Raw genomic sequence first — 24,085 nt, forward strand, 5'->3', positions numbered from 1 at the left:
TCATGCTCGTCCCCCGGCTCCGCGCCGAGCTGGAGGTGAAGACCCCCGCGACCGCGGCCCCGGCCGCGCGTGGGAGAGCGGCCCGGCCATCGACGCCACCGTGCCGCAGGCCACATCGGTCCCGCCACAGCCGGCCGCAATGTCGTACGGCCGGTCGCGGATGAAGCCTGTGCTGTGGCCCCAGGGTGACGGCCGAACCGATCACCACCAGGTCGAGGACCATCGGATCAGCCGCTCCTGGGCGTCAGGACCGTCTGCCACGTAGGGACGGCGGGGACCTGTCGGGCATGGTCGGGGCTGCGCTGCCGCGGTGCTGCACCCCGACTCTGCAGGTGGCGGCCAGGCTGCTCAGCAGGCCGTGCCCGCATCCTCGCCCGCGTCAAATCCGGTCCTCAGACCTGCCTTCGACGGCGGGCGCCATGGGCAAGGCTGCGCACGAGAGGGTCGTCGACCGGCTGACGCCGACCTCTCAGGCTCCCGGTCCGCTCGGCCTCTCGGTGGCGGCGGAGGCGGAGTCCTCGGTGTAGTAGCGCCGTAGGAGTTCCCGCTCGGCGTCCCGGTGCGGGTACATGTAGAAGATCAGCAGCGCGCCCAGGGCGATCGCGGCCAGTCCGACGGTGTACGCCCAGTCGTCGCCGTGGAGGAACGACTGGCGTGCTGCCGCGACGATCCGGTCGGCGTACTGGGGGTGCTGCTGGGCGACCTGCCCGGCGGAGGCGAACGACTTCGTCAGCTCGCTCTGGACCTGTTCCGACACGTCCTTGCTCTCGGGGGAAGCGGCGATCGCCGCGCTGAAGGCCGAGGCGTAGCCGGCGGTGAGGAGCACGCCCATGACGGACTGCATGATGGCCCCGCCGAGGTCCCGTTGCAGGTCGGCGGTGCCTGAGGCCATGCCGGCGCGTCGCACGGGCACCGATCCGGTCAGCGAGTGGGATGCGGGCGTCCCGGCGAAGCCGGAGCCGATACCGATGAGCACGTAGGCGAGGCCGATCTGCCAGTAGCTGCTGTCCTCGCCCCAGAACAGCAGCATCCAGGCGAAGGCGAGGAAGAGGAACGCGTAACCGATCAGCAGGGTCGTGCGGGCGCCGTGTGTCTCGACCAGCTTCGCGGACCGTGGTGCCACGAGCACCATCATCACGGCGAGGGGGAGGATGGCGGCGCCGGCTTCGACGGCGTTGTACTCGAGCACGTTCTGCAGGTACTGCTGGCTGATGAACGCCGACCCCATCATGGAGCCGAACACGATGATTCCTGCGCATGCGGCGACCCAGAACGTGCGTCGGCCGGCGATGTGGAGGTCGTACAACGGGTTGGGAGCCCGGCGCTGACGCCAGAAGAACGCCGCTCCGGCAGCCAGGGCGATCACGACGAGGCCGACGACCAGTGCCCCCTGGTTGGGGACGACGGCGAAGTTGATCGCCAGCACCAGTCCCGCGATCAGGAGGACGGACAGGATGCCGCCGAGGTTGTCCACCGGTTCGGTGGACTCGTTGGCGTGCGCGGGGACGAACAGCAGGGCCATGACCAGTGCGACCACGGCGAGGGGCAGGGTGACCAGGAAGACGGACCCCCAGTAGAAGTGTTGGAGCAGCGCGCCCGCGATCACCGGCCCGAGCATGGAGATGCCGCCGCCCAGGGCCGACCACAGGGCGATCGACTTCGTCCGCCCCGGCCCCGCCCACAGGGCGGTGATCAGCGCCAGCGTGGTCGGGTAGGCCATGCCGGCCGAAAGCCCGCCGAGGATCCGGGCCACCACGAGGACGGTGTCGTTCGGCGCGTACGCGGCGAGCAGGCAGGCGGGGATGGACAGAGCGATGCCGAGGAGCAGCAGCGGCTTGCGCCCGTGACGGTCGCCGACCGCCCCCAGATAGAGCACCGATGCGGCCAGGCCGAGGGAGTACCCCACGGCGATCAGGTTCAGCGCGGTCTGGGAGGAGTCGAAGGCCTTCCCGATCGCGGGAAGCGCCACGTTGGCCACCGACAGGTTCAAGTTGGCCACCGCGGCAACGATGATCAGGGAGGCCAGAACGAGCGGCGCCCGTGCCGGGGCCTCACGCGGAACGTCGATACGAGGCGCGGCGCTTTTGGACATGGAACCTCCGGGGCGAAGTTGGGCTCCGCGAGAGTCTTGCCTGATCCACCGTGCCGCACATCGCCCCATTGGGATGACACGCCCACCGTCGCTGACGCGGTCCGCCCGCCCCGCCGGTGCCCGCCGCGTGTTTCGGTTGTGGATCGGTGTCGCGGCCCGGTCCCGGTGCCAGCGGTCGAGCAGGCCAGAACGCGCCGGCAGCGGCCATCGGCCGAGAACCGGAACGAGGGGACACCGGACGCCCGGTGACGGCCCCCGTATGCCCCTCAGCTCTCGCGGGGAAACCCAGCGCCTACATGGCCGACACTCGCAATGGGCAGGCTATGAGCATATTGGTGGGTCTGGTGCCCTTCCTTGGTCCGGTGCGCGGGGCAGGATTGAAGTCGGGCTCGGAGGTGGGACCGGTTCGGCATCGGATCCGGCGCGGCGGGCTACTGGATTGTGGGTGATGGTTGTGGGTGTCGGGCCGGAGAGCGCGCTGGTCCATGTCGTGGTGCTGATGTTCGAGAACCGGTCGTTCGACAACCGGTCGTTCGACAACCTCCTGGGGCGGTGGTACGAGCCGGGTGAGGTGGCCTCGTGTGAGGGGGTGCTGGGCAAGGAGCTGTCGAAACCCGATCCCGGAGTGGGCCGAGGACGGCGTTGAGCGTGGCAGCGTGCCGTACGGCGTCGCGACCTCGATGAACACTCCGAGCCTGGATCCGGGTGAGGAGTACCCGTGCATCAACACGCAGCTGTTCAACGTGCTCGGCCGGCCGGGATCGCCGCCTTCGGTCCGCCCTACAACGCGCCCCCGACCGGAGCGAAGCCGACCGTGGACGGGTTCGTCACCGACTACATCCACCCATCCACGCCGCACGGCTGCGGGAGAGGTTCGCCACGCACTTCTCCTCCACCACGCAGTTCTTCGAGGACGCGGAGGCCTTCTGGTCGTCGGCGCCGGGGCTGGTGTGGGACCCGCCGTCCAGCGTGCTCGGCGGAGAGGACCTGCTCGCGCGGGTGTACGAGGCGGTCCGCTCGTCATCGTCCCCGCGCGGGTCGACCCACCTGAACGCAACGCTGCTGGTGACGTTCGACGAGCACGGCGGCACCTACGACCACGTGCCGCCCGGCCCCGCGCCCGCGCCCACCGAGGGCGCCCCGGCCGGGCAGCTCGGCTTCCGCTTCGACCGGCTCGGCGTACGCGGCCCGACGATCGCCGTCTCGCCTGGATCCCCGAGCGCACGGTCGTCACCGGGAACACTGGAACACCTCCGTCCTGGCCACGCTCCGCGAGCGGGGAATGAGGCCTGCTCCCCCGGCAGGCCCCAAAGGATGTGCGAGCAGCTAGCCGACGATTTCGATCTTGCCGTTGGTTGAGTTCGACTCGGGCGTGGCGGACGTCTTGGCGGCGGTCAGGCCGCCGAGGAGCTGTGCGAGGTCGATGCCGGTGGTGGAGGAGAGGAGTTCCATGCCTTGGGCGACGTTGTCGGTGACGGTGCGGGAGAGTTTGCTCGCGCCGTCGGTGGAGATGACGGTCATCTTGTCGATGGCGGACAGTGGTTCGGCGGCCTTGGCCACGACCAGGGGCAGTGCTTCGACCATCATCTGGATCACCGCTGCGTCGCCGTAGCTTTCGAAGGCGTCCGCCTTTTTCTGCATGGCCTCGGCCTCGGCGGCGCCCTTGGCCAAAATGGCCGCAGCATCCGCGTCGCCCTCCAGGCGTACCGCTTCGGCGATGGCGGCGCGGCGGGCACGTTCAGCCTCGCCTCGCTTGGCGCCCTCGATGGCCTCGGCTTCGGCGAGTGCTGAGCGGCGCTGCTTCTCGCCCTCACCGGTCAGGCGGGCCCGCTCGGCCTCGGCCTGGGCGGCGGCGATGGCCGCCAGGCGTTCGGCTTCGGCCTGCTTGACGCGGGCGACCCGCAGTGCTTCGGCTTCCTGTTCGGCCTGGTAGCGGCGGGCGTCGGCGGGCTTGCGGACCTGGGTGTCGAGTTGCCGGTCGGTCAGGGCCGCCTGGCGTTCGGCGACCTTTTCCTGCTCGGCGAGGATCTGCTGCTGCCGGTCGGCGTCGGCCAGGGGGCCGGCCGCGTTGGCCTGGGCGGTCGCCGCGTCGGTCTCCGCCTTGATCTCGGCCTGGCGCAGGTACAGCGTGCGCTGGGCGAGGGCGATTTCTTCCTCAGCCTTCAGGCGGGCCTGTTCGGCGGCCTGGCGGGAGTTGGCCTCGGCGATGTCGGCTTCCTGCCTGGCACGGGCGGCCTCGGGGCGGCCGAGGTCCTCGAGGTAGGAGCCCTCGGTGGTGATGTCCTGGATCTGGAAGGCGTCCAGGACCAGGCCCTGCCCTGACAGGCTGGCCTCGGCTTCCTCGGCGACCTGGCCGGCGAACGCGGCGCGGTCGCGGATGATGTCCTCGACCGACATGCGGCCGACGATGGCGCGCAGGGCGCCGGAGAGCACTTCCTGGGTGAAGCCGACGATGCCGTCCTGCTGCTGCAGGAAGCGCTGGGCGGCGGCGCGGATGGCATCCTCGTTGCCGCCGACCTTGACGATCGCGACGCCTTCCAGGTTGGCCTTGATGCCGCGCAGGGTGACCGCGCCCCGAACGGCGATCGGAATGTGGCGGCTGGACAGGTCGAGGGTGTAGCGCTGCTGGACGAACGGGACGACGAACACGCCGCCGCCGACCACGACCTTCTGGCCGGTGTTGTCGGTCGATATCCGCCCCGTCTCCGGATCGGTGGAGCTTTTGCCGCGGCGTCCGGTGATGATGAACGCCTCGCTGGGGCCGGCGACCTTGTAGCGGGTGACGACGACGAGGGCGAGCAGGACGAGGAGTACGACGACTCCCACGACCGCAGTGACAACAGGACTCATGGCGGTTCCCCCCTGCCTCCCGGAAGGGGGCAGACTCAAGGGCTGATGGAAAGAGGATCGGAAGGTGGAAGGCGTTCGTGGCGCAGCTCAGCGCTCTACGACGCGCACGCTGACCGAGGTCGTGGACGGTGTGGCCGTCACCCAAATTTCGGCTCCCCGCTCTATCGGGGCGTCGGCGGTCGCGGCGTACTTCAGCGGCTGGCCACCGAGCGACAGCAGTACCTCGCCGTAGCCGGCGGCCGGAATGGCGGTGACCACCCGCCCCGCTGAACCGACGAGGTCCGCCAGGTGCGGGGCGCTACCGTCGCCGTCCCGCAGGGCCCGGCTGAAGCCGTACGTGGCCCAGCCCGCGCCTGCTCCGGCCACCGCCCCCGCGGCGGCTGCCGCTCCCTGTCCGAGCCCCGTGGATCCGAGCACGATCGCCCCCGTGAAACCGAGCATCGAGACGAAGCCCGCGATCACCGGCAGCGACAGCCACCCGTCGAACAGTCCGTCCAGGACGCCGTCGAAGACGCCTTCGAGTACCCCGTCGAATACCAGCGAGGCAGCGACCAACACGATCCCCCCGATGCCGAGACCCAGAAACAAGCCCATGGGCACCTTCCTGCCTGACTGCCGTTCTCCCGCTGGACAGCACCAGATTGGCAGACCGTCACGGGCTGGCACATTGCCTGTTGTCGGCAATCTTTACGCCTCTTTGACGCACGTGGTGGTGGCGTCGAGGGTCGGGGCCGGATCGTCGGATGGCTGCGGCGCCGCGCCGAGCGTCGTAGCGCGCCGAGCGTCGTAGCCGGAACCGGGCCGCATGGATGCCGAGTACAAAGCATCCTGGGGCCGTGTCGAATCATCTACAGGCGCAACTTCCCTTTCCCACTGGTCAGATGGTCGTCTGTGGCGATGACGGCCTGGCCCGTCGGCTGGCCGCCGAGTTGCGCGACGTGTACCGGGAGCGGGTGACGCTCGTGGTGCCGGTGGGTGCGCACGCGCCGCACGTGACTGTCGGCCGGTGGACCGTACGGAGCCTCGGGCTGCGCGGGCGCGTACCCGGCAGCAGGCAGGCGGGACGGCCCTCGGCAGAGCGCGCCGGCAGCCGGGATCTTCGTGTCGTGGAAGCGGCGGAGCCGGACGAGGAGGCCCTGGTCATGGCAGGGGTGGCAGGTGCGGCCGCGCTGGCGCTCGTGTACGAGGACGACGACACGAACGTACGGGCAGCGCTCGTGGCTCGTCGACTCAACCCGCGGCTGCGGCTGGTGATCCGCCTGTACAACCGCAAGCTCGGTCAGCATCTCGAGGAGCTGCTGGACCAGGCGGCGGTCGTCGCCGAGCCGGGTATCGACCTGCGCGAGCTGGACTCGTCGACGACCGTCCTCTCGGACGCGGACACCGCCGCGCCGGCGCTCGCGGCCAGCGCGATCGCCGGGACCAGCAAGGTCATCCAGGCGGACGGCCTGCTGCTGCGTGCGGTGGAGCGTACGCCTCCGGGCCGGGGGCAGGTGGCCGATTCGGGCCTGTGCACCCTGGCGCTGCTGTCCTCTACCGCCGCCGATCCGGCCGGAAGCGAGGGCTCGGACCGCAGCGGCGACCAGGGGCCGCAACTGCTGCCCGACGACCGGTCGGTGGCCGCTGCGACCGGCCGCGGCATCGTGGCGCTCGAGGCGATGACGCATGCGGGTCCGGGCGTGCCGGGGCGCCGCCTGGCCGCGGCGGCGCTGCCGGTGGCGTCGCTCTTCTCGCGGAGGCTGCGCTGGTCGCTGGTCGGCATCGTGGCCGCGGTGACGAGCCTGGCGGTGGCGTCCTGGCTGACCACCGGCGACCACCCCCTGCACGCCGCGTACATCACGCTGCTCGACATCTTCGCGATCAACGACCCGGCGGTCGACGAGGCTCCCGAGCGCAAGACGCTGCAGATCCTCGCCGGCTTCGTCGGCCTGCTGCTCCTACCGGTGCTGGTCGCGGCCGCGCTGGAGGGCCTGGGGGCGTTCCGCAGCGCGACGGCGCTGCGCCGCCCGCCCCGCGGGCTATCCGGTCATGTGGTCCTGCTGGGCCTCGGCAAAATCGGGACCCGGGTCCTGGTCCGGCTGCGGGAGCTGGAAATCCCGGTGGTGTGCGTCGAGTCCGACCCTGAGGCCCGCGGTCTCGCGCACGCCCGCCGCATGAGGGTGCCCGTCGTCCTCGGGGACGTCACCGAGGAGGGGGTGCTGGAGGCCGCCCGGATCCACCGCGCCCACGCGCTCCTGGCCCTCACCAGCGCCGACACCACCAACCTGGAGGCGGCCCTGTACGCGCGCGCGGTCAGACCGGACCTCCGGGTCGTCATGCGGCTGTACGAGGACGACTTCGCCACCGCCGTCTACCGCACGCTGCGCGCCGCACACCCGGCCGCCCTCACCCGCAGTCGCAGCGTCACACACCTTGCCGCGCCCGCCTTCGCCGGCGCCATGATGGGCCGGCAGATCCTCGGGGCCATCCCGGTGGAGCGGCGAGTGCTGCTCTTCGCAGCCCTGGACGTCGATGGTCACCCGCAGCTGGAGGGCCGGACCGTCGCCGAATCCTTCCGGCCGGGGGCGTGGCGTGTGATCGCCCTGGACACCGCTTCGCCGGAGGAACGGCTGCCGGACCTGTCGTCCACGCCCGCCGAAGCGGCCGAACCCCAGGCCCGACTGGTGTGGGACCTCCACCCGGGTTACGTCCTGAAGGCCCAGGACCGGGTCCTACTCGCCGCCACGCGCCGGGGGCTGGCCGAGCTCCTCGGCCGCCGGGACGTCCACGCTTCGGGCCCCTGACCCGCCGCATCCGGCTGCGGCGGCTGTACGGGCATCCGGGCCATGGGAGCCCTCTGGTTCGACTCCCTGCCAGGAGCACTCGCCATGAGCCGCCTTCCCGAATCGGGCGTCCTTCGCCGCTGCTCACAGGCAGAGGCCTCCTTCGCCCCCTTCGATCAGTCTCGGCGAATGGGCAGCCCACCACCGGCCGCGCTGCCGGCTCCAGGACTGGGCGGCAAGCAGAAGCCGCACGCCCTGAGGCGCGGGCTCACGCCTCGATGTCGGGCCAGCCCAGCAGGCGGGCGCCGATCACCGCGGTTTGAAGGGTGTAGCGGTTCATCGGGTCGGCAGGGTCGGCGCCGGTCAGGTTGTGGATCCGCTTCAGCCGGTAGGTCAGCGCCCGCACGCTCAGCGACAGTCGACGCGCGGCCTCGGTCGCCACGCAGCCGCTGTCGAAGTACGCGGTGAGGGTGTCGATGAAGGGCCGGGCGCCACCGCGCCCGTCACGGAGCGGGCCCAGCACGCTTTCCACCAGGTCGGCCATCGCCTGCCGGTCGCGTGTCAGGACCGGATAGACCAGCAGATCCGCGGCGTGCAGCACCGGCTTGTCCAGGCCCATCCGCTCTGCCAGTTCCAGGGCGTTGAGCGCCTCCTCGTAGGAGTGCACCACGCCGCCGGCGCCGGCGTGCGAGCGGCCTATGGCCACTTTGCCGCCATCGGTGGCGGCGTACGCCTGCTGGGCGAAGAACGCCAGAACGTCCGGCTGGTCTCCGGGCGCCACGCAGATCAGTCGCCCGTCCTTTGTGGTGAGCAGGATCTGCCGGCCCGCGAACCGGGTCAGCACCGCCGACTCGATCCTGCGGACCGCTGGGAAGCCGTCGCCGTACGGCTCCGGGCTGCTCGCCACAGCCACCGCGTGGGCCTGTGAGAGGCGCAGCCCGAACCGTTCGGCACGCTCCGCCAGCCGGCCCAGATCGCTGCGCCCGTACAGCAGGTCGTCGATGAACTCGCGGCGCCTCGCCTCCTCCTGACGCACCGCTTGGAGCTGGGCGCGCTCGTAGCCCTCGACGAAGGCGTCCACCGCCTGCTCCAGCACGGCCAGCAGTAAATCCGCCACTGCCGGGGCCAGTTTCGTCAGTACCTCTTGAGCCACGCAAAAGTGCTGCCGCACCGGCCCGCGGACCGGCACTCCCAGCTCCGCCGCCCGCTCCCCCCGGCCTCGGCAGGCCTCCATCTCGGCGCGGGTCAGTCGGCGCCCCGTGAGACAGGCAGAGTGCAGGAGATCGGAGAGCCCCGCCACATGCTCGTTCGGTCCTACCTGGCCGGCCACGTCTTCCCCCTGATCACGGCGCCTCTTCGACGCGGAACAAGGGTGCCATGAAACTGTTCGTGGGAAGCGGTGCGGGCAGACAGCCTGCCCGTCCGTTGGATACGGTGCAAGGAACGCGTCAGAAGCCGGCGCGCGGTGTGCCGGGAAGTCTGGTCGGCGTCCTGGGGGCAGTGTGCCCTCTTGTTGCTGACACACCGGAGGCCTACTGCCATGGCCGGCACCCGCTCCCCCTTCCTCGGCCTGCTGCCCCTGCCCGAGCGACAGGCGATCACCCGGGCCCTGCGCACCGAGACGGTCGGCGGCCTGGTTCTCCTCGGTGCGGCCGTCCTCGCGCTGGTCTGGGCGAACAGCCCGTGGAGCGCGGCGTACGCGGCCGTGCGCGACTTCCACTTGGGGATTCCGGCGCTCGGTCTGGACCTGTCGGTGGGGCACTGGACGGCCGATGGGCTGCTGGCTGTGTTCTTCCTCGTCGCCGGGATCGAGCTGAAACGCGAGCTGGTCGTCGGTGAACTGCGCACGCCGGCCACCGCGGCGCTGCCCGTGATTGCCGCGGTGTGCGGGATGGCGGTGCCCGCCGTCCTCTATTTGGCCACGACGAAAGTGGGTGGCGGAAGCGGTTCGGGCTGGGCGGTTCCGATGGCCACCGACATCGCCTTCGCCCTCGCGGTCCTGGCGGTGTTGTCGACGCACCTGCCGGCCGCGTTGCGCGCCTTCCTCCTCACCCTGGCCGTAGTCGATGATTTGGGCGCGATCCTGATCATCGCGGTGTTCTTCACCTCCGACCTGAACCTGTGGGCGCTCGGCGGAGCCTGCGCGGGCCTGGTCCTCTTCTACCTGCTGCAGCGGCTGCGGGTGCGCGGCTGGTGGTGGTACGTGCCTCTCGGGGTGGTGATCTGGGCGCTGATGTACAACGGCGGGGTCCACGCCACCGTCGCCGGCGTGGCCATGGGCCTGATCCTGCGTACCACCCGCGACAAGGCCGAGGACATCTCGCCGGCCTCCCGGGTCTCCCACCGGGTCCACCCGCTCGCCGCAGGTATCGCGGTGCCGCTGTTCGCGCTGTTCGCCGCCGGAGTGAGCATCTCCGGACCGGCTCTGGGTGCGGTGTTCACCCGCCCCGAACCCCTCGGCATCGTGATCGGCCTAGTGGTCGGCAAGACGCTGGGGATCTTCGCAGGAACGTATCTCGCCGCCCGCTTCACCCGCGCCCAGCTCAACCCCGACCTCGCCTGGGCCGACGTCCTGGGCCTGTCGGTACTGGCCGGCATCGGCTTCACCGTCGCACTCCTCATCGGGGAACTCGCATTCCCCGACAATCGGACGGGCGAGCAGGTCAAAGCCGCTGTCCTCGTCGCCTCCCTCATCGCCGCCGTCCTCGCCGCGATCCTGCTCCGGCGGCGCAACACCGTCTACCGACGCCTGTACGAAGCGGAGAACGTCGACGCCGACGGAGACGGCATCCCCGACATCTACCAGCCCGGCACGGTGCCGCCCGAAGGCACCGCCGCTCGTGCGGACGGGCAGCACACCTGATGGGCGGCAGCGATACCTCACTGCTCGAGCCCGCGATCGTCATCGCCGCCCTGGTCATCCGCACCGCCATCACCGAGCTCCGGCACCCCGGCAGTGCCCGGCGCCAGTGGGCGTTCGCCACCAGCTCGAAGGCCATGGCCGCCGGCGCGACGGTCGCCGCGGCCACGATCCTCATCAGCGGTGGCCGCTTCGGATGGGCGGTGGCGGGGTGGGCGCTGCTCATCGGGGCGCTCGCCGCATTCCTCACCGGCCGCGACACCCCAGCTGCCGCACCCTCAGCAGGCCCTGACAAAGAGCAGCCTGCGTCAGAGCGACGGGTCCCCCGGGTGATGGTTGCCATCGGAGCGCCTCTCACCCTGGCCGGTGTGGCGCTGCACTTCCTACCGGGACCCGGCTTCCCCGTACTCGTCTTCCCCGTACTCGTCATCGGCCTGGCCCTGCTCATCACCGGCCTCGTCATGGCCGCAGCCGCCCGCCGGTGACGGCACAAAACGTACGTGGCTGCTCGGCTCGGTTCAGGCCGGGTCCCCGCACCCGTGGTTCAGTGCTCGCAGAGGGAGAACTCCCGTTCGTAGAGCTGCTCGTTGTGTTCGTCGACGAAGAATTTCCTTTCTTTCATGAGTTCCTCGCGGTACGTCTGGGCCTGCTCGAGGGTCATGGTCGATGTGTCGGACCAGGGCTGCTGCGGCGGTACGTCGGAGGTCGAGACGATCTGCTCCGCCGGGTCGACCAAGAAGAATGCGAGGATCTTGCGGTGTCCCGGGCGGGTGGGGTCCTCGAGACGGAACGCGTCCACGCGGTGCTGCAGGACGTTGGGAAACGCCAGGCAGCGGCCCGACGGGGTCGGTACCGAGCCCAGCACCTGGTTCAGCGCGTCTTCGTCCTGAAGCCCATAGACCTCGCGCAGCCCGGCGTCGTCGTTCTGTTCATAGTGCGGGTCGTCGAGTGCGGTCCGGAATCCCAACCGGCTCTCGGTGATGTTCTCGCTGTCCCAGTAGTAGATGCCGGTCGAGACGATCCGCTCGTTCAGCATGCCCTCGACGTGCCAGGAGCCGCCGGGGTATTCGGGCTTGTCCGGGGTGAGGTGGACGGTGGCGAGCTTGACGATGACCTGGAGCCGGCGGCCGCGCAGGTCGACCCGGGCGGAGGCGTCGGGCAGGGCAAGCGGGCTGAAGGCCGGGGCGTCCGGGACGATCGGGCGGCGGTTCTCCCACCAGGCCTCATGGGCCTCTTCCCAGGCAGCGCGGACATCCATGTAGGTCGCGTTGTCACTGTAGGACGACTGCCGCGGATACTCCGGTTCCGAGTCGTACCAGCCGTAGGGATCGGCCTCGATCCGCAGGGGCCGCGGGTGCCGCAGATCGGTGAGCACCTTCTCGAACAGCGGGCGCAGGCGCGCGAACACGTCCGGCAGGACGGACGCCAGTGCACAATGCACCTCGGGATGGACGTTATTGACGTACGAGCGGAAGGTGACGGCCCCGTCGTCACGGACGTCGACGTCCGTGGGCAGCCACTGGAAGCTCTCCGAGAACTCGTACTTCGAGTAGTGGTTCGTCGGGTTCTGCCAGGCCCGCTCGGGCCCTCCGCTCACCTCCCTCACCAGGCAGAACAGTGAGGGGTGCACGAGATCCAACACCTGGCCGTCGGATCCGGGATGCCAGTCCCGCTCCGCTTCGGGGACCTCTTCCAGCACCCGGACCGCCTCACCCAACCGGGACCTGAACTGCTCGTCGACGAGGGTGTCCGACTGCCAGACCCCGTCGACCGCGGACACCTCGATTCCAGTGCGCGCGTCCCGCAACGCGGCGTAGTGCCCCAGCTCGGCGAGAACGTAGCGCACCTGCGCTTCGGTCAGGCCCTGCGCCACCGCTTCCTGCGTCCACCTGGCGACGATGTCGGCGTCGTTCATCTTGTCGAACCACACGGGCTTGGCGCGCAGGTGCGAGCTGCACCGCATCATCTGCAACTCCCGCAGCGTCCGGGGCGTCGCGAACGCCGGGGAACGGGAGGTCTGGAAAGGCAGCGGGAAGGCGGACAGGCCGGTCACTTCTGGTGGTCCTCACGATCGGTGTGCGGTGCCCGGAAGAATAGCCCGGCCCACTGACACCACGGCCGCGGCCCCCGAGCTGGGACGACCATCGCGGTCGCTCCCGCCCGGGGCCGGACCCCGTGGGGGGAGTCGGCGCAGTCCATCCACAACTGGTCGCGAGCGGACGTGTGTTGGCGCAGCCCTCCTGCCAGGCGTCCGAGGAGTCGATCGCGTACATCTCGTCGGTCGACTTGAGGCAGTAGCCGGTGCCGTCGAAGCGGAAGCGGTCCGCATCCGAGAGGACTTGCCGGTCTGGATGCACAGCAAGGCATCGTGGGCACCGGCCTCGCTCGCGTACGTGTGGTGCGAGTCGTTCGTCACCTGCGGCGAGTTGCCGAGCTTCTTGTCGATCTGCAGCAGGCCGTCGCGGACCCTGCGCTCGATCTCGATGCCGCGGTCTGAGGCTGAAGGAGTCGCGGGCATCGGACGCGGCTGATCGAGGGGGCGCAGTCCGTCGGGATCGCAGTCGTGGGATCTGAGCGGCAGCGGCATTCCGGGATGTCGGGATTCGGTGGCCCACTGCCTCCCGGGGAGCGGCCATCGCGCGCCGCCGGCGCGGGGCCTGTCCGCGGGATCAGACGAGGGCGGCGACGAGCAGGGTGAAGGCGGCGATGATGACGGCGACGCGGACGTAGTGAAAGCGTTCCCAGCGGTGCATCTGCTCCTTCCAGTCCTCGGGCCGGTTCTCGGGGGTCCATGTCTTGTTCCGGTTGTTGATCGGGACGAGCAGCAGGAGCGACATGACCACGCTGAGGAGCAGCAGCGCGCCGGCGGTGACGACGAGGCCGGTGCCGTGGTGGTGCCATCCGGCGATGGCCCAGACCGCGACGAGGACGAGCGAGCCGATGTACCAGACCGGCATCACGGCGCCGAGCATCCGGCCCCCGTGAGCGCGGCCGAGTTGGCCGCTGTCCTCCGGGAGTGCGTTGAGGATCCGGTTCATGACGAAGGCGACGGAGAACTCCACCCCCACCATCACGCCGATGACCACGGTGGTGACGACCTCGAGTGCGTTGAGCATGATGACCCCTCCTGGGATCTAGCGTTGCTAGATGATGAGGCAACGCTAGCGCTACTGCCGCTTGATTGTCTAGCGATGCTAGGATCGAATCATGTCGGTACAAGAACGCAAGGAGCGCGAACGGGCGGTCCGCGAGCGCCTCATCGTGGCGACGGCCCGCGAACTCGCCGAGCAGCAGGGCTGGGACGCGGTCACCACGCGCCGGCTCGCCGAGCGCATCGAGTACAGCCAGCCCGTCCTCTACAGCCACTTCCGCGGCAAACGGGAGATCATCGGCGCCGTCGCCCTGGAGGGCGCCGCCGAGCTCGCGGCGGCGGTGCGCGCCGCGACCGCCGCCGCGGACGGCCCGCGCGAGCGGGTGTACGCCCTCGCCCGCGCCTACCTCGACTTCGCCGCACGCAACCCGGCGGTCTACGACGCCATCTTCCAGCTCGACGGCGGTCTCCCGTACGCACAGGAAGACACGCCGGAACCCCTCAAGGACGCCTTCGCCGCGCTACTGGAGAGCCTCGGCGAAGTCGCCGGGGACGGCGTCGACCCAGGGCTGTTCACCGAGACGTTCTGGGCGTCCCTGCACGGGCTGGCCACCCTGACCCGGGCCGGACGACTGCCGCCGGAGCACACCGAGCAGAGGGTGGAACTGCTGGTGGACCGGCTCTCCGTGGTCTGACGCACGGCCGACGCAGTGGGATAACCCCTACGTGCCTGCCCTTGGTGTTGGGCTGAGAGGGCTGAGGGCAGGGTGGAGGCACCGGCTCTTGCGTACGGGGACACCGCGTTGTCCGCTCTTGTGCTGGACCTTTCTTGCGCGGTGACGTCGGCGATGACAGCCCCTGGGCCAGGGGCGGGGTACGCCGTTCGAGGCCGTGGAGCCGGCCCAACGGGCGTAGGGGGATCATGGTCGCGGGCCGGCCGACGGACCGACGGACCGACGGAGGCATTGAAGGGAATCATGGTCGCGTTCCATGCGTCCGCGCTGGACGGAGTCGCCCGCAACCCGGCGCTGCCGACACCGTTACTGCTGCGCCTGCTCACCTTTGACGGCGGCGGTGACGGTCCGCCCCGTCACGCCCTCCAGCGGGCTGGACTTCCCGAGCCGGCCGTCGCGGTGATCCTGGCTCACCCGAACCCCGGCGCTCGGATCGACTTCGCGATGAGCACCAGGGCCGAGCCCGCGCAGCGGGCCCGGCTCGCGGACGACCCCTCCCCCAAGGTGCGGGCCGCTCTCGCGTACGGACCCGAGTGGCGCGGCCCACGTACGACGGTCGCGCCGTTGCCGGACGACGTGTGCGCCCGCCTGCTCGACGACTCCGACCCTTCCGTACGAGCGGCCCTGCTGGACTCGCCCCATCTGGTGCCGTCGTTCGTGGCCTCGCTGGCCACGCACCGCGATCCGGCAGCGCGCCGGAACGCGGCCCGCGCATGGAAGACGCTGTCGCCGGGCGAGCGTTCGGCGCTGCTTTCCGACCCTGCCCCCGAGGTGCGGCAGGCCGCCGCGCTGTGGGAGTGCCGCCGGGAGGCAGGCATCACCGCCGAACTCCTCCGCGATCCGAAGTCCACCGGCGAGGCGCTGCGACGTGGGCTCCTCGCCCGCGCCGACGCCGAGCGGTGCGTCGCCGAGCGGACGCACCTTGCCGCCCTCGCCGAGAACCCGTCGCTGCCCACCGACCTCGTGGAGCTGCTCTCCATCGACCCCGACGAGGACGTACGGCTCGCGGTCTCCCTCAGGCCCGAGCTGGACGAGACGCGGCGCATGGCGATCGACTTCACGGTCGGGGACTTCGACAGGGGCGACGGTGTGCAGTGGGTACGGGACGGGCTCGCCGACCCCGAGGTGCTGCGTCGGGCTGCGGCCTCCGCCCACCCGTTGCTCCGGCGCGCCGCCGCCCAGAGCCCCCACCTGCCGCCCGACCTGCTGCGCCTACTCGCACGCATCGAGGACCCGCTGGTGGAAAACCTCTTGGGCGTGTACCACCCCGACACCCCGGAGGAGGTCCTGATGCGCGTGTACGCGCGGCTCGGTGGCACGTTCTCCGCCTGGATGGCGGAGACGCACCCCCGTTTCCCCCGCGAGGGTCTCGCCGCACGCTACGCGGACCACCCGGACGGCAACTACCGCCGACTGGCCGTTCGGGATCCGGCCGCCACACCCACGCTGATCGAACGGCTCAGCCATGACCCCACGGTCTGGACACGCCAGGCGGCGGTCGGCGACCCACGCCTCCCTATCCGCCGGCTCCGCGACGCGCTTCACGTCCCTGAACTGGCCTCCAGCGCGGGTGCCAACCCGGCGCTCCCCGAGGACGAGATGACCGCCGTCCTGAATCGGGCCGGCGTTTCCGCCTGACCGGCGAGCAGACACAGGGCCGGCCGGCACCCGCCGGGCCGGCCCTGTCGCCGTTTGCGAACCCGCCCCGCCAGGACGCTCCGTACAGCGCTTTGGTCCTGGATCTGGATGGTGACGGAGGCGCCCTCGATCTGCTCGTCCGTGCTCATCGCGTCCAGCAGCGAGGACCAGCTCCGCAGGTTGCCGCGCACCGTTCCTGTGGGGGCCACCAGGCTGCCGCCGGGGGCCAGGAGGGTGGAGACGGTCATGTACCCGGTGGCCCGGTCGTGGACGACCTCTACCTGGCGGCCGGTGGTTGGGTCGTACGCGGCGATCAGCGTCATCGGGGCGGCGACCCCGGGCGGGTCCAGGGCGTAGGGGTGAGGCAGCAGGACCCGCCGCTTGTTCGTGGCTTCCGCCCAGGTGGCCAACTTCCACGCGACGCGGGCCCGGTGGTGGGAGAGGGCCGGCATGCCGTGGCGGCCGGCGGCGGTCAGGCCCGGCACGGACAGGGTCACCGGCACGGTGACGAGCAGGGAGACCGGGTGAGTGGTGGCGAGCAGCGTGTGGGAACCGAGGGCGCCCGCGCCGATCATCCTCACCGACTTCGGTGCCAGTGGCGGCCGCGCCCGTCGTTCCCGCATCGGTGAACTGGCCGGATTGGGTAGCGGGCGCAGTCAGACGTTCGAGGCGGGGTTTGCCGAACCGGTTCGGCGAGCCGGTGAGGAAGCCGTGCAGGTAGCCGGGTTGAGGCGGTTGACGCAAGCCGGGCGCCGCGAGAACCCGAGGAAACCACGGTGATGACGCCGGGGAAGCCCTTGAAGGAGCAAGTCCCGCCAACTCCCGTGCATTCCTGGGAACTTAACCCACCCGCCAGTAACATCCGCCCGGCCAGTAGAACGCCGCCCAAGCAGCCATCTCGAAAGGGTCTCCTGCATGCGCTTGACCTCCCGCGTCGCCCCTGCCGCCCTTGCCGTAACCGCCCTCCTGCTCGGCGCCCTCCCCGCGCAGGCCCAAGCTCAGCCCGACCGCGCCCTCGACCGGGTCACGGTCGGTGACCGCACCTTCATCGCCGACGGCCAAGGCCGCGCGCTCCAGTGGCGCGGCTTCAACCTCGCCGACAAGAACAGCCGAGGCGCCAACGCGTTCGCCGACATCCACGAGAGCGACCTCAAAGACATGGCCGGCCGGGGCTTCAACCTCGCGCGCCTCGCGTTCTTCTGGGACGACCTCGAACCCACCCCCGGGCACTACGACCGCAGCTACCTCACCAAGATGCGCCGCATCCTCGACTGGGCCAACCGCTACCACATCAAGGTCATCCTCGACGCCCACCAGGACGTATACGGCCCCCGCTTCGGCTCCCGCGGCATCCCCGACTGGGCCACCCGCGACGAGGGGCTACCGTTCACGCCCACACCCGACGACTGGTTCGCCGGATACTTCCAGCCATCCGTACAGACCGCCTTTGACCACCTGTACAAGGACGCCGACTTCCGCGCCGCGCACGCTCGCATGTGGATGACGGTAGCCTCCGCCCTGGGCAGGCACCCGGCGCTGCTCGGCTACGACCTGATGAATGAGCCGTTCGCCAAGTTCCTCGAAGGCGAAGACCTCCCCGCCGCCGCGGCCCGCTTCGAGGCCACCGAGCTCACCGAGCTGTGGAACCGCCTTGCCAAGGCGATCCGCCTGGTCGACCAGAAGTCGTGGGTATTCGTCGAACCAACCGTCATCGTCGGCCTCGGCGTCCCAACCCAGATGGGCCACATCGACGACCCGCACGCCGGCTACGCGCCGCACTTCTACGAGACCGCGATGGAAACCGGCGCCGACTACGACCCCAACGGCACCTTCATCCCCGCCTACGAGGCCGCGATCAGCGACTACCCGACCCGTAACCGCATGCCGGTGATCGTGGGAGAGTGGGGCGGCAACCCCTACGTTCCGCACGCAAGCCAGTTCGTCACCGACATGACGGCCTCCCTGGACCGCTTCTCCAGTGGCTGGACGTGGTGGCAGTGGTGCCGAGGCGGCAGCTACTGCTTCCTCGACGAGACGGGCGCGGCGAAGCCCAACGCCCAGCTGCTCGTCCAGCCGTACGCGCGGGCCGTCGCGGGCGACCCGCTCAAGTTCGCGTACGACCCGGTTACACGCACCTACGCGCTCACCTTCCGCACCCGCGACAACGCGGAGGGCCCCACCCAGATCACCGTACCCAGGGAGACGTACCCAGGTGGCTACCGCGTCGATATCCAGGGAACCAAGGCCAGTTGGGACGACCATGGCCAGACCGTCACCGTGAGCACCCACGGCAGGGCCGGAGCCACCTACAAGGTCACGATCAGCCCGAGGTAGCCCACCCCCGCTCGGGGGCTGCGGCCCGCAGCCCCCGCATCGACCGAAGAAGCCTTCCGCCCGCCGCAGCTGTGCCCGGTACTCCTCCCTGGCAAACCCTGGCCTCGTCCCGCGGGCGCGCCAGGTCGCCGGACGAGGTGTCCGGCGCCGTCCAGCGGGTGCACCACATCGGGCGCTCCTTGCCGCCGGTCCCCTTCGTCTTCCTGCGGAAGAACCGGGGGTACGGGGCCCGGGGATCGAGTCCGGCAGGTAGGGGGCGTCCTTGTCCAGGTCGGCCAGGACCTGAAAAGTTGCCGACCGCTTCCTCCTAACGGTGCATGTCCTGGATCGACTCGAAATCACCTGCCTCTCCTACTCCCCCTCTGCGTAATGTCACATGGCATGATGATCTTCCGCCGTGCAGCCCTCATCGCCGCCCTGCTCGGCGTCACCACGGTCTTGCCCACCACGGGCGCCCACGCCGCCGCCCCACCCCCCTGCGGAGCCCCGGCTGCCTCGCCAGCCACCGATCCCGCCGCCGAGCCCTCGGCCAACCCCTCCGCCACCCGTGACCCCGAGCAGGCACGCCTCGCCGATCCTCGGACCGCCGCCTTCGCGGAGCGGGCCGCGTTCGGCGAGTTCGTACGCCGCTTCCCGGCCGCACTCTGCTCCGCGCGCGACGCCGCCGAGGCGGGTCGGCTCCTCGACGCCTGGGGCGAGGCGCTATGGCAGGCCGCCGTGAACCGGGCGCAAGGGCGCCGCCCCGGCGGGGACCTGGCGGCCGGAGACGACCGCCCGCTGTACTGGACCCGGCTGCGGATGACCGTCCAATTGGCGGACTGGAAGCCGGGGTTCCCGGTCGACCGGTCGGCCCTGCGCACCCGTTTCGAGGACGCCTCGCGGGGTCTGACCACCAATGACTTCCGCGGCACCCCAGGCGTGCGGCGCCTGTTCGTCAGCGGATTCGACCCCTTCGGCCTGGACACCGAACTGCGCCGGGCCAACCCCTCCGGCTCTGCGGTACTCCAGCTCAACGGACGCCGCCTCACGCTCGCCGACGGCACCCCCGTGGAGATCCGGGCCGTGGTCCTGCCCGTGCGCTACGCCGACTTCGACGCCGGGATCGTGGAGCGCGCGTACGGTCCCCGTCTCGCGGCGGGTCCGCGCGCCGCCGACATGATCACCAGCATCAGCCAGGGCTACCCTGGAATCTTCACTCTGGAGGCGTGGGCGGGGCGCGCCCGGTCGGCCGACCCGTACCCGGACAACGCCGACGCGCTCTCGGGGGGCACGTACGCACACCCCGTCACGGCGCCGGGCCTCGGCCCGGGAGCGGAGTTCCTGCGGACCACCCTGCCCACCGACGCCATGACCGCCGTCCAGAGCCCGTACCCGGTGCTGCTGAACACCGAGGTCAGTGAGATCCCCGCGGGTCAGGACAGCCCCGTGGACCGCGCGGACGGGCCGACTCCCGGCTCCCGCGCCGTTGCGGGCGGGGGCGGCGGCTACCTCTCCAACGAGGTCGCCTACCGCTCCAACCGGCTCCGGACGGAACTGAGCCCCCGCCTGCCCGGCGGCCACCTGCACACGCCCGTGCTCACGGGGCTGCCCGCCGACCCGAACCAGCTGACCGGCGCCGCGTTCGAACAGAACGAGAGCGCGATCGCCTCGGAGGTCCTGGAGGTGCTGCGGCATTGTGCCCCCGCGGGACCGTGACCCGCCGTTCTTGGCCCTCAGCCTGCTGGGGATGCGTGTCGCGACACGGACTGAGATGTTGCTGTCGGTGGTGGTCTGCTTGCCGTTTACCGACCTCGAAGGCGGGTTGCCGTAGAGGCTGACGGTTGGTGATCGTTGCGGTATGCCGGAGTTATGAGGATCCGCAGATTCTGGTCACAGGAACAGCGGTCCGCAGGGCCGTTCTCGGGCAGGTTCCGCAGGCCGGTCGTGGTGATCGGGGCCTTCGGGGGCGCCGAAGAGCGGGGAGGCCGGCAACCGGGTCCTGCTCCGTTCGAGGGAACCCGAGGTCGCCTCACAACGATGCCAGATGACCAGCCTGGGACGTTTCTTCACCTGGCCCCCTCGCCTGCTGCGTGGCAACCCCGACGGGAGCGGGTCGGGGATCGTGGGTGCCATGGCGTTGGTGGAAAGTTTCGGGTGTCCGCGGTTCGTGTTCACGAGCGATGATCATCGGCAGGCTCCGACCGGTGTGACGGTAGGCGTGCGGTGACTCCGACACCGGCCGGCAGGGACGGGCGGGATGTGCGGGTGGTGGTGGTCGGGGCGGGGTTCTCGGGTCTCGGCGCCGCCATCCGGCTGCGCCAGGCGGGGTTCGGCGATGTGCTGGTGCTGGAGAAGGCTTCGCAGCTGGGCGGTACGTGGCGGGAGAACACCTACCCGGGCTGCGCCTGCGATGTGCCCTCCACGCTCTACAGCTACTCCTTCACAAAGGACACGGCCTGGAGCCGCATGTTCGCCGGACAGCAGGAGATCCACGCGTACCTCACCGCCACGGCGAAATCGTACGGACTCGCCGATGTCCTGCGCTACGGCGTGGGGGTCCACGCAGCACGCTGGGACCCGGCCGCTGGGCGCTGGCAGCTGGAGACCAGCGACGGGCCCTACAGCGCCGCGGTCCTGGTCATGGCCACCGGACCCTGGCACATTCCCCGCCAGCTGGAAGTGCCAGGCCTCGAGGGGTTCGACGGGCCCGTGCTCCACACCGCCCGCTGGGACGAGCGCGTCGACCTGGCCGGGAAGCGGGTGAGCGTGGTCGGTAGCGGCGCCTCCGCCGTGCAGGTCCTCCCCGCCATCACCGGCCGGGCGGCGTCCGTGCACCTCTTCCAGCGCACCGCCCAGTGGGTACTGCCCAAACCCGACCTGCCGCTTCCTCCCGCCTTCAACCTGGCCGTGAACCGCCTGCCCGGCGCCCGACGCGGCCTGCGCGCCTTCCAGTACGCGCTCCAGGAAAGCTTCGGCTACGCCTTCCGCCACCCCAAGCTGGCCCGCCTCCTCGAAGCCGGCGCCCGGGCGCACCTTCGACTCGCTGTTCCCGACCGGCGGCTGCGCCGGGCCCTCACCCCCGACTACCGGCTCGGCTGCAAGCGCCTGCTCACCTCCAGCACCTACTACCCGGCTCTGAACCAGCCCCATGTCCACCTGCACCCCACCGCGGTGAGCTCCGTACGCGGCAACACGATCGTCGGCGCCGACGGCACCACCGCCGAAACGGACGTTTTGATCACCGCCACCGGCTTCCGCGTCGGCGAACTGCCGCTTGCCCGGCACCTACACGGCGCTGCCGGCCGCACGCTGCACGAGACTTGGGGCGGCGAACCGCAGGCCTATCTCGGCACCACCGTCACCGGCTTCCCCAACCTGTTCCTGCTCCTGGGCCCCAACCTGCTCGGCGGGGCCACCTCCGCCATCACCATCCTGGAGGCCCAGCTCACCCACCTCGTCACCGCCCTGACCCACCTCGACCAGAACAGCCACCAGGCGCTGGAAGTCCGGCCCTGCGTACAAGCCGCCCACAACAGCGCCGTACAGAGAGCGCTGGCGACCACCGTCTACAACACCGGTGGCTGCACCAGCTATTACCTCGCCCCCAGCGGCCGCAACACCTTCGCCTGGCCCTGGTCCACCGGCCGCCTCACACGCCGCCTTCACCACTTCGACCCCGCCGCCTACACCCGGCACACCCAGCCCAGTGCCCTGCCCACCCCCCGCCTTCCACAGGACGACAACCTCCCGGCCCCCGCACCCAGACGCAACAGCTGACGACACCCGATGCAACGATCGTGTGGAGTACGTCAAGACGCTGGTGAAGAAGAGCCCTTAGATCGGCACGGACACGTCCTGCCCGCCGAGGAAGAGGCAGCCGTCTTCCAGCACGCCGCCTCACATACCTGCCCGGTGCGGGCGGCGAACGTCAGCTCGGCCGTCGCGGAGCCCCACTCGCCGGAGCAGGTGTCCACGTCGTGAAGGTCTTCTTGATCCTGCTCGTCGTGGCGAGGTGCTGGGCATCATCGGCGCTGCCGCCGAAGGCATGCTCTATCTGCTGGTCATCGGCATCCTGGTCTTCGTGACCCGCCCTGGTGTACCTGGGCATGCACGGGCGGCGCTCCGGACGCCGCCGCATCGGCCGAAAAGCCCGGGTGACCTCGTACACCCGGCCTGTGCTGCGGGGATAGCGATGAGTGACCGTTCAGGATGCAGGAGCGTGGGGGTGCTGTTTGGCTGGTGGCACCAGCCCTCCCCCAGATCCCAGGAGTGATCATGAGCGTTGCAGGCGAGTCCGGTAGCCGTGCCCAGCAGATGCGCGATCAGGCGGCGAAGCTCGAGCAGGCCGCGGGGCGTGCCACTGACCCGGCGGAGCGCCAGCGGCTGAAGGACAAGGCTCTGCGGCTCTCGGAGCAGAGCAAGAAGGAGAGCGAGCGCGGCCTCGGGGACGTCGACCCGATGTGACGGCCCTGCGACAGGTCCCGGCCGGTGGCTGCCCACGCGATCCTCTTTGCGCGGGGAGACACCGGCCGGTGTCTTGTGCCCGAGTTCCGGGGGTTCGTCGCAGGTGCGGGCCGGCGGTCAGGTGCTGAGCAGGCGGTCGAAGAAGGATCGGTACTGGCGCAGGGCCAGGCGCAGGTCCTCGGTCGCGGCCTCCTCGCCGCGGTGCCACTGGCTTTCGAGCCCATGCTTGTGATCGGCGAATGTGGTGGCGAGCAACTGCATGACCTCGGCGACGAGCCCGTCTGCCGCGAGCACCGACTGCTTCGGGTCGTCGACGAATCCCTGCTGGATCTGCTGCCACCGGGCACGGAGTCCTTCTGCCTCCTGGGCCCCGAGGAGCGGGGCGGCATCGGGTTCCTGCGCCGACCCGTCCCGTTCGTCGGCCGCTGTGTCCGGCTCGCCTCCGGCGTCGTCCGTGATTCTGGTCCGGGGCTCCGCCCCCTCGTCTTCGGGGACGTCCGTCAGGTCATCGTCCGGGGCCCGTTGCGGTGTTTCTGCCTGGGGGCGGGCGATGTCCTCGGTGGACAGCGTCTCTCCGGCGGGCTCGGCGTACTCGTCGTCGCGCCCGTACGATCCTTCTCTCTGCATGTCCCTTCACCTCCATGTGGTGGCGAACGGCCGCTTGCGGCTGCGGGGCACTCAGCGGCGTTCTTCGTCCGGCGAAGCGGTGTCGTCTTTCAGCAGTTCCTCGAACAGCGCCCGGTAGTGGACCATGGCGCCCCGCAGGTCTTCCGTCGTGGTGTCCCTGCTGCGGGCCCGCCCCTTGACTTCATGGGCTATGCGGTAGTGGTCCAGGGTCCGGGAATGTTCGACCGAGAGGTCCCGCTTCTGCTGCTCGAAATTGTCGGTCGGGTAGCCGCGCTCGCTCATGAGTGTGGTCACGAGCCGGTCCGCCTCACCCACAGCCTGGTCGGGGCTGTCGACGAAATGTTCCTGCACATCGGCCCAGTCCCGGGCGTACCGGTCCCGCACGGTGGAGGGCAGCGGCCTGATCTCCAGCGCCTCATGCCGCTCCTCCCTCTTCTTGAGATCGCGCTCGGCCGCTCCGCGGCTCGGCCCCGCCTCGACCGCGCGGTCGTACTCTGGCCCGAACTGCTCCCGAAGGTGCCGGCGCCGGGTCATGGTCCGCATGATCAGCGCGACGGCTGCGAGGACCACCACGACGCCCACGATGATGACGATCGTCCACATCGCACCCTCCACTCGTCGACGGCTCACAAAGGCAGCCACAACCAGGGCGTA

General features: G+C 70.4%; 20 protein-coding genes and 1 pseudogene. 11 read left to right on the top strand and 10 right to left on the bottom strand.

All coding sequences use genetic code 11. The features are described from left to right. Positions 1–469 precede the first annotated feature (469 nt). Positions 470–2,092, bottom strand: coding sequence for an MFS transporter (locus tag ACFWBY_RS11025; protein ID WP_385333119.1), 1,623 nt, complete (start codon positions 2,090–2,092; stop codon positions 470–472). A gap of 448 nt (positions 2,093–2,540) precedes the next feature. Between ACFWBY_RS11025 and ACFWBY_RS11030 the strand changes: the two genes are divergently transcribed. Together ACFWBY_RS11030 and ACFWBY_RS11035 are read left to right on the top strand one after the other, a co-directional pair. After that, positions 2,541–2,738: a hypothetical protein gene (locus tag ACFWBY_RS11030; protein ID WP_385333117.1), complete on the top strand. Its 198-nt coding sequence runs from the start codon at positions 2,541–2,543 to the stop codon at positions 2,736–2,738. Between the two features lie 323 nt (positions 2,739–3,061). Beyond that, positions 3,062–3,451: an alkaline phosphatase family protein gene (locus ACFWBY_RS11035; RefSeq protein ID WP_385409649.1), complete on the top strand. Its 390-nt coding sequence runs from the start codon at positions 3,062–3,064 to the stop codon at positions 3,449–3,451. On the opposite strand, the gene ACFWBY_RS11040 is transcribed toward ACFWBY_RS11035, so the two are convergent. Further along, positions 3,419–4,942: a flotillin family protein gene (locus ACFWBY_RS11040; protein WP_385333111.1), complete on the bottom strand. Its 1,524-nt coding sequence runs from the start codon at positions 4,940–4,942 to the stop codon at positions 3,419–3,421. The two genes, ACFWBY_RS11035 and ACFWBY_RS11040, sit on opposite strands and share 33 nt — an antisense overlap. 87 nt (positions 4,943–5,029) lie before the next feature. After that, complete coding sequence (locus ACFWBY_RS11045) at positions 5,030–5,536, bottom strand: hypothetical protein (protein ID WP_385333108.1); 507 nt, start codon at positions 5,534–5,536, stop codon at positions 5,030–5,032. 287 nt (positions 5,537–5,823) lie between these two features. On the opposite strand from ACFWBY_RS11045, the gene ACFWBY_RS11050 reads away from it, so the two are divergent. Further along, the gene (locus tag ACFWBY_RS11050; RefSeq protein WP_385333143.1) at positions 5,824–7,725 is read left to right on the top strand and encodes a potassium channel family protein; all 1,902 of its coding nucleotides are present in this window, start codon (positions 5,824–5,826) and stop codon (positions 7,723–7,725) included. Positions 7,726–7,972: 247 nt separating this feature from the next. Here the strand turns inward: ACFWBY_RS11050 and ACFWBY_RS11055 are convergent, their stop codons facing one another. After that, positions 7,973–8,857, bottom strand: coding sequence for a PucR family transcriptional regulator (locus ACFWBY_RS11055; protein WP_385333105.1), 885 nt, complete (start codon positions 8,855–8,857; stop codon positions 7,973–7,975). A 387-nt stretch (positions 8,858–9,244) separates the two neighbouring features. Here ACFWBY_RS11055 and nhaA point away from each other — a divergent pair, with 387 nt between their 5' ends. Both nhaA and ACFWBY_RS11065 read left to right on the top strand, forming a co-directional pair. Continuing rightward, positions 9,245–10,567, top strand: coding sequence for a Na+/H+ antiporter NhaA (nhaA, locus tag ACFWBY_RS11060; protein WP_385333103.1), 1,323 nt, complete (start codon positions 9,245–9,247; stop codon positions 10,565–10,567). Continuing rightward, positions 10,567–11,049, top strand: coding sequence for a hypothetical protein (locus tag ACFWBY_RS11065; RefSeq protein ID WP_385333100.1), 483 nt, complete (start codon positions 10,567–10,569; stop codon positions 11,047–11,049). The genes nhaA and ACFWBY_RS11065 overlap by 1 nt, the downstream gene beginning before the upstream one ends. 59 nt (positions 11,050–11,108) lie before the next feature. Here ACFWBY_RS11065 and ACFWBY_RS11070 read toward each other — a convergent pair whose 3' ends face one another. The 3 genes and pseudogenes from ACFWBY_RS11070 to ACFWBY_RS11080 form a co-directional block, all read right to left on the bottom strand. Next, positions 11,109–12,617 (bottom strand): DUF4246 domain-containing protein, encoded by a 1,509-nt coding sequence (locus ACFWBY_RS11070; RefSeq protein WP_385333098.1) that lies wholly within the window; start codon positions 12,615–12,617, stop codon positions 11,109–11,111. A 157-nt stretch (positions 12,618–12,774) separates the two neighbouring features. Further along, positions 12,775–13,058: pseudogene (locus ACFWBY_RS11075) on the bottom strand (hypothetical protein); the annotation flags it as partial. 175 nt (positions 13,059–13,233) lie between these two features. After that, positions 13,234–13,680 (bottom strand): anthrone oxygenase family protein, encoded by a 447-nt coding sequence (locus ACFWBY_RS11080; RefSeq protein ID WP_385333095.1) that lies wholly within the window; start codon positions 13,678–13,680, stop codon positions 13,234–13,236. Between the two features lie 91 nt (positions 13,681–13,771). On the opposite strand from ACFWBY_RS11080, the gene ACFWBY_RS11085 reads away from it, so the two are divergent. Then, positions 13,772–14,350, top strand: a complete 579-nt coding sequence (locus ACFWBY_RS11085; protein WP_385409650.1) for a TetR/AcrR family transcriptional regulator — start codon at positions 13,772–13,774, stop codon at positions 14,348–14,350. 282 nt (positions 14,351–14,632) lie between these two features. Continuing rightward, complete coding sequence (locus ACFWBY_RS11090; protein WP_385333091.1) at positions 14,633–16,027, top strand: Mucin-2; 1,395 nt, start codon at positions 14,633–14,635, stop codon at positions 16,025–16,027. On the opposite strand, the gene ACFWBY_RS11095 is transcribed toward ACFWBY_RS11090, so the two are convergent. Beyond that, positions 15,931–16,650, bottom strand: coding sequence for an SCO6880 family protein (locus tag ACFWBY_RS11095; RefSeq protein WP_385333088.1), 720 nt, complete (start codon positions 16,648–16,650; stop codon positions 15,931–15,933). The genes ACFWBY_RS11090 and ACFWBY_RS11095 overlap by 97 nt on opposite strands. A gap of 292 nt (positions 16,651–16,942) precedes the next feature. Here ACFWBY_RS11095 and ACFWBY_RS11100 point away from each other — a divergent pair, with 292 nt between their 5' ends. From ACFWBY_RS11100 to ACFWBY_RS11115, 4 genes are all read left to right on the top strand, one after another. Next, the gene (locus ACFWBY_RS11100; protein ID WP_385333086.1) at positions 16,943–18,361 is read left to right on the top strand and encodes a cellulase family glycosylhydrolase; all 1,419 of its coding nucleotides are present in this window, start codon (positions 16,943–16,945) and stop codon (positions 18,359–18,361) included. A gap of 381 nt (positions 18,362–18,742) precedes the next feature. Continuing rightward, complete coding sequence (locus ACFWBY_RS11105) at positions 18,743–20,056, top strand: pyroglutamyl peptidase (RefSeq protein WP_385333083.1); 1,314 nt, start codon at positions 18,743–18,745, stop codon at positions 20,054–20,056. Positions 20,057–20,563: 507 nt separating this feature from the next. After that, positions 20,564–22,117, top strand: coding sequence for a flavin-containing monooxygenase (locus ACFWBY_RS11110; RefSeq protein ID WP_385333080.1), 1,554 nt, complete (start codon positions 20,564–20,566; stop codon positions 22,115–22,117). 498 nt (positions 22,118–22,615) lie between these two features. Beyond that, positions 22,616–22,804, top strand: a complete 189-nt coding sequence (locus ACFWBY_RS11115) for a DUF6381 family protein (protein ID WP_385333077.1) — start codon at positions 22,616–22,618, stop codon at positions 22,802–22,804. Between the two features lie 117 nt (positions 22,805–22,921). Here ACFWBY_RS11115 and ACFWBY_RS11120 read toward each other — a convergent pair whose 3' ends face one another. Continuing rightward, entirely contained in the window at positions 22,922–23,431 is a 510-nt protein-coding gene (locus tag ACFWBY_RS11120) for a hypothetical protein (RefSeq protein WP_385333074.1), read from the bottom strand. A gap of 51 nt (positions 23,432–23,482) precedes the next feature. Further along, the gene (locus tag ACFWBY_RS11125) at positions 23,483–24,034 is read right to left on the bottom strand and encodes a hypothetical protein (RefSeq protein WP_385333071.1); all 552 of its coding nucleotides are present in this window, start codon (positions 24,032–24,034) and stop codon (positions 23,483–23,485) included. Between the last annotated feature and the right edge of the window lie 51 nt (positions 24,035–24,085).

The organism is Streptomyces sp. NPDC060049 (genome assembly GCF_042736715.1).
GTDB lineage: Bacteria > Actinomycetota > Actinomycetes > Streptomycetales > Streptomycetaceae > Streptomyces.

Excerpts from the sequence above, each read along its gene's own strand:
- ACFWBY_RS11025 (WP_385333119.1), bottom strand. The coding sequence starts at position 2,092 with ATGTCCAAAAGCGCCGCGCCTCGTATCGACGTTCCGCGTGAGGCCCCG.
- ACFWBY_RS11095 (WP_385333088.1), bottom strand. The coding sequence starts at position 16,650 with ATGCGGGAACGACGGGCGCGGCCGCCACTGGCACCGAAGTCGGTGAGG.
- ACFWBY_RS11045 (WP_385333108.1), bottom strand. The coding sequence starts at position 5,536 with ATGGGCTTGTTTCTGGGTCTCGGCATCGGGGGGATCGTGTTGGTCGCT.
- ACFWBY_RS11115 (WP_385333077.1), top strand. The coding sequence starts at position 22,616 with ATGAGCGTTGCAGGCGAGTCCGGTAGCCGTGCCCAGCAGATGCGCGAT.
- ACFWBY_RS11090 (WP_385333091.1), top strand. The coding sequence starts at position 14,633 with ATGGTCGCGTTCCATGCGTCCGCGCTGGACGGAGTCGCCCGCAACCCG.
- ACFWBY_RS11065 (WP_385333100.1), top strand. The coding sequence starts at position 10,567 with ATGGGCGGCAGCGATACCTCACTGCTCGAGCCCGCGATCGTCATCGCC.
- ACFWBY_RS11100 (WP_385333086.1), top strand. The coding sequence starts at position 16,943 with ATGCGCTTGACCTCCCGCGTCGCCCCTGCCGCCCTTGCCGTAACCGCC.
- ACFWBY_RS11040 (WP_385333111.1), bottom strand. The coding sequence starts at position 4,942 with ATGAGTCCTGTTGTCACTGCGGTCGTGGGAGTCGTCGTACTCCTCGTC.
- ACFWBY_RS11125 (WP_385333071.1), bottom strand. The coding sequence starts at position 24,034 with ATGTGGACGATCGTCATCATCGTGGGCGTCGTGGTGGTCCTCGCAGCC.
- nhaA (WP_385333103.1), top strand. The coding sequence starts at position 9,245 with ATGGCCGGCACCCGCTCCCCCTTCCTCGGCCTGCTGCCCCTGCCCGAG.
- ACFWBY_RS11030 (WP_385333117.1), top strand. The coding sequence starts at position 2,541 with ATGGTTGTGGGTGTCGGGCCGGAGAGCGCGCTGGTCCATGTCGTGGTG.
- ACFWBY_RS11050 (WP_385333143.1), top strand. The coding sequence starts at position 5,824 with ATGGTCGTCTGTGGCGATGACGGCCTGGCCCGTCGGCTGGCCGCCGAG.
- ACFWBY_RS11080 (WP_385333095.1), bottom strand. The coding sequence starts at position 13,680 with ATGCTCAACGCACTCGAGGTCGTCACCACCGTGGTCATCGGCGTGATG.
- ACFWBY_RS11105 (WP_385333083.1), top strand. The coding sequence starts at position 18,743 with ATGATGATCTTCCGCCGTGCAGCCCTCATCGCCGCCCTGCTCGGCGTC.
- ACFWBY_RS11085 (WP_385409650.1), top strand. The coding sequence starts at position 13,772 with ATGTCGGTACAAGAACGCAAGGAGCGCGAACGGGCGGTCCGCGAGCGC.
- ACFWBY_RS11120 (WP_385333074.1), bottom strand. The coding sequence starts at position 23,431 with ATGCAGAGAGAAGGATCGTACGGGCGCGACGACGAGTACGCCGAGCCC.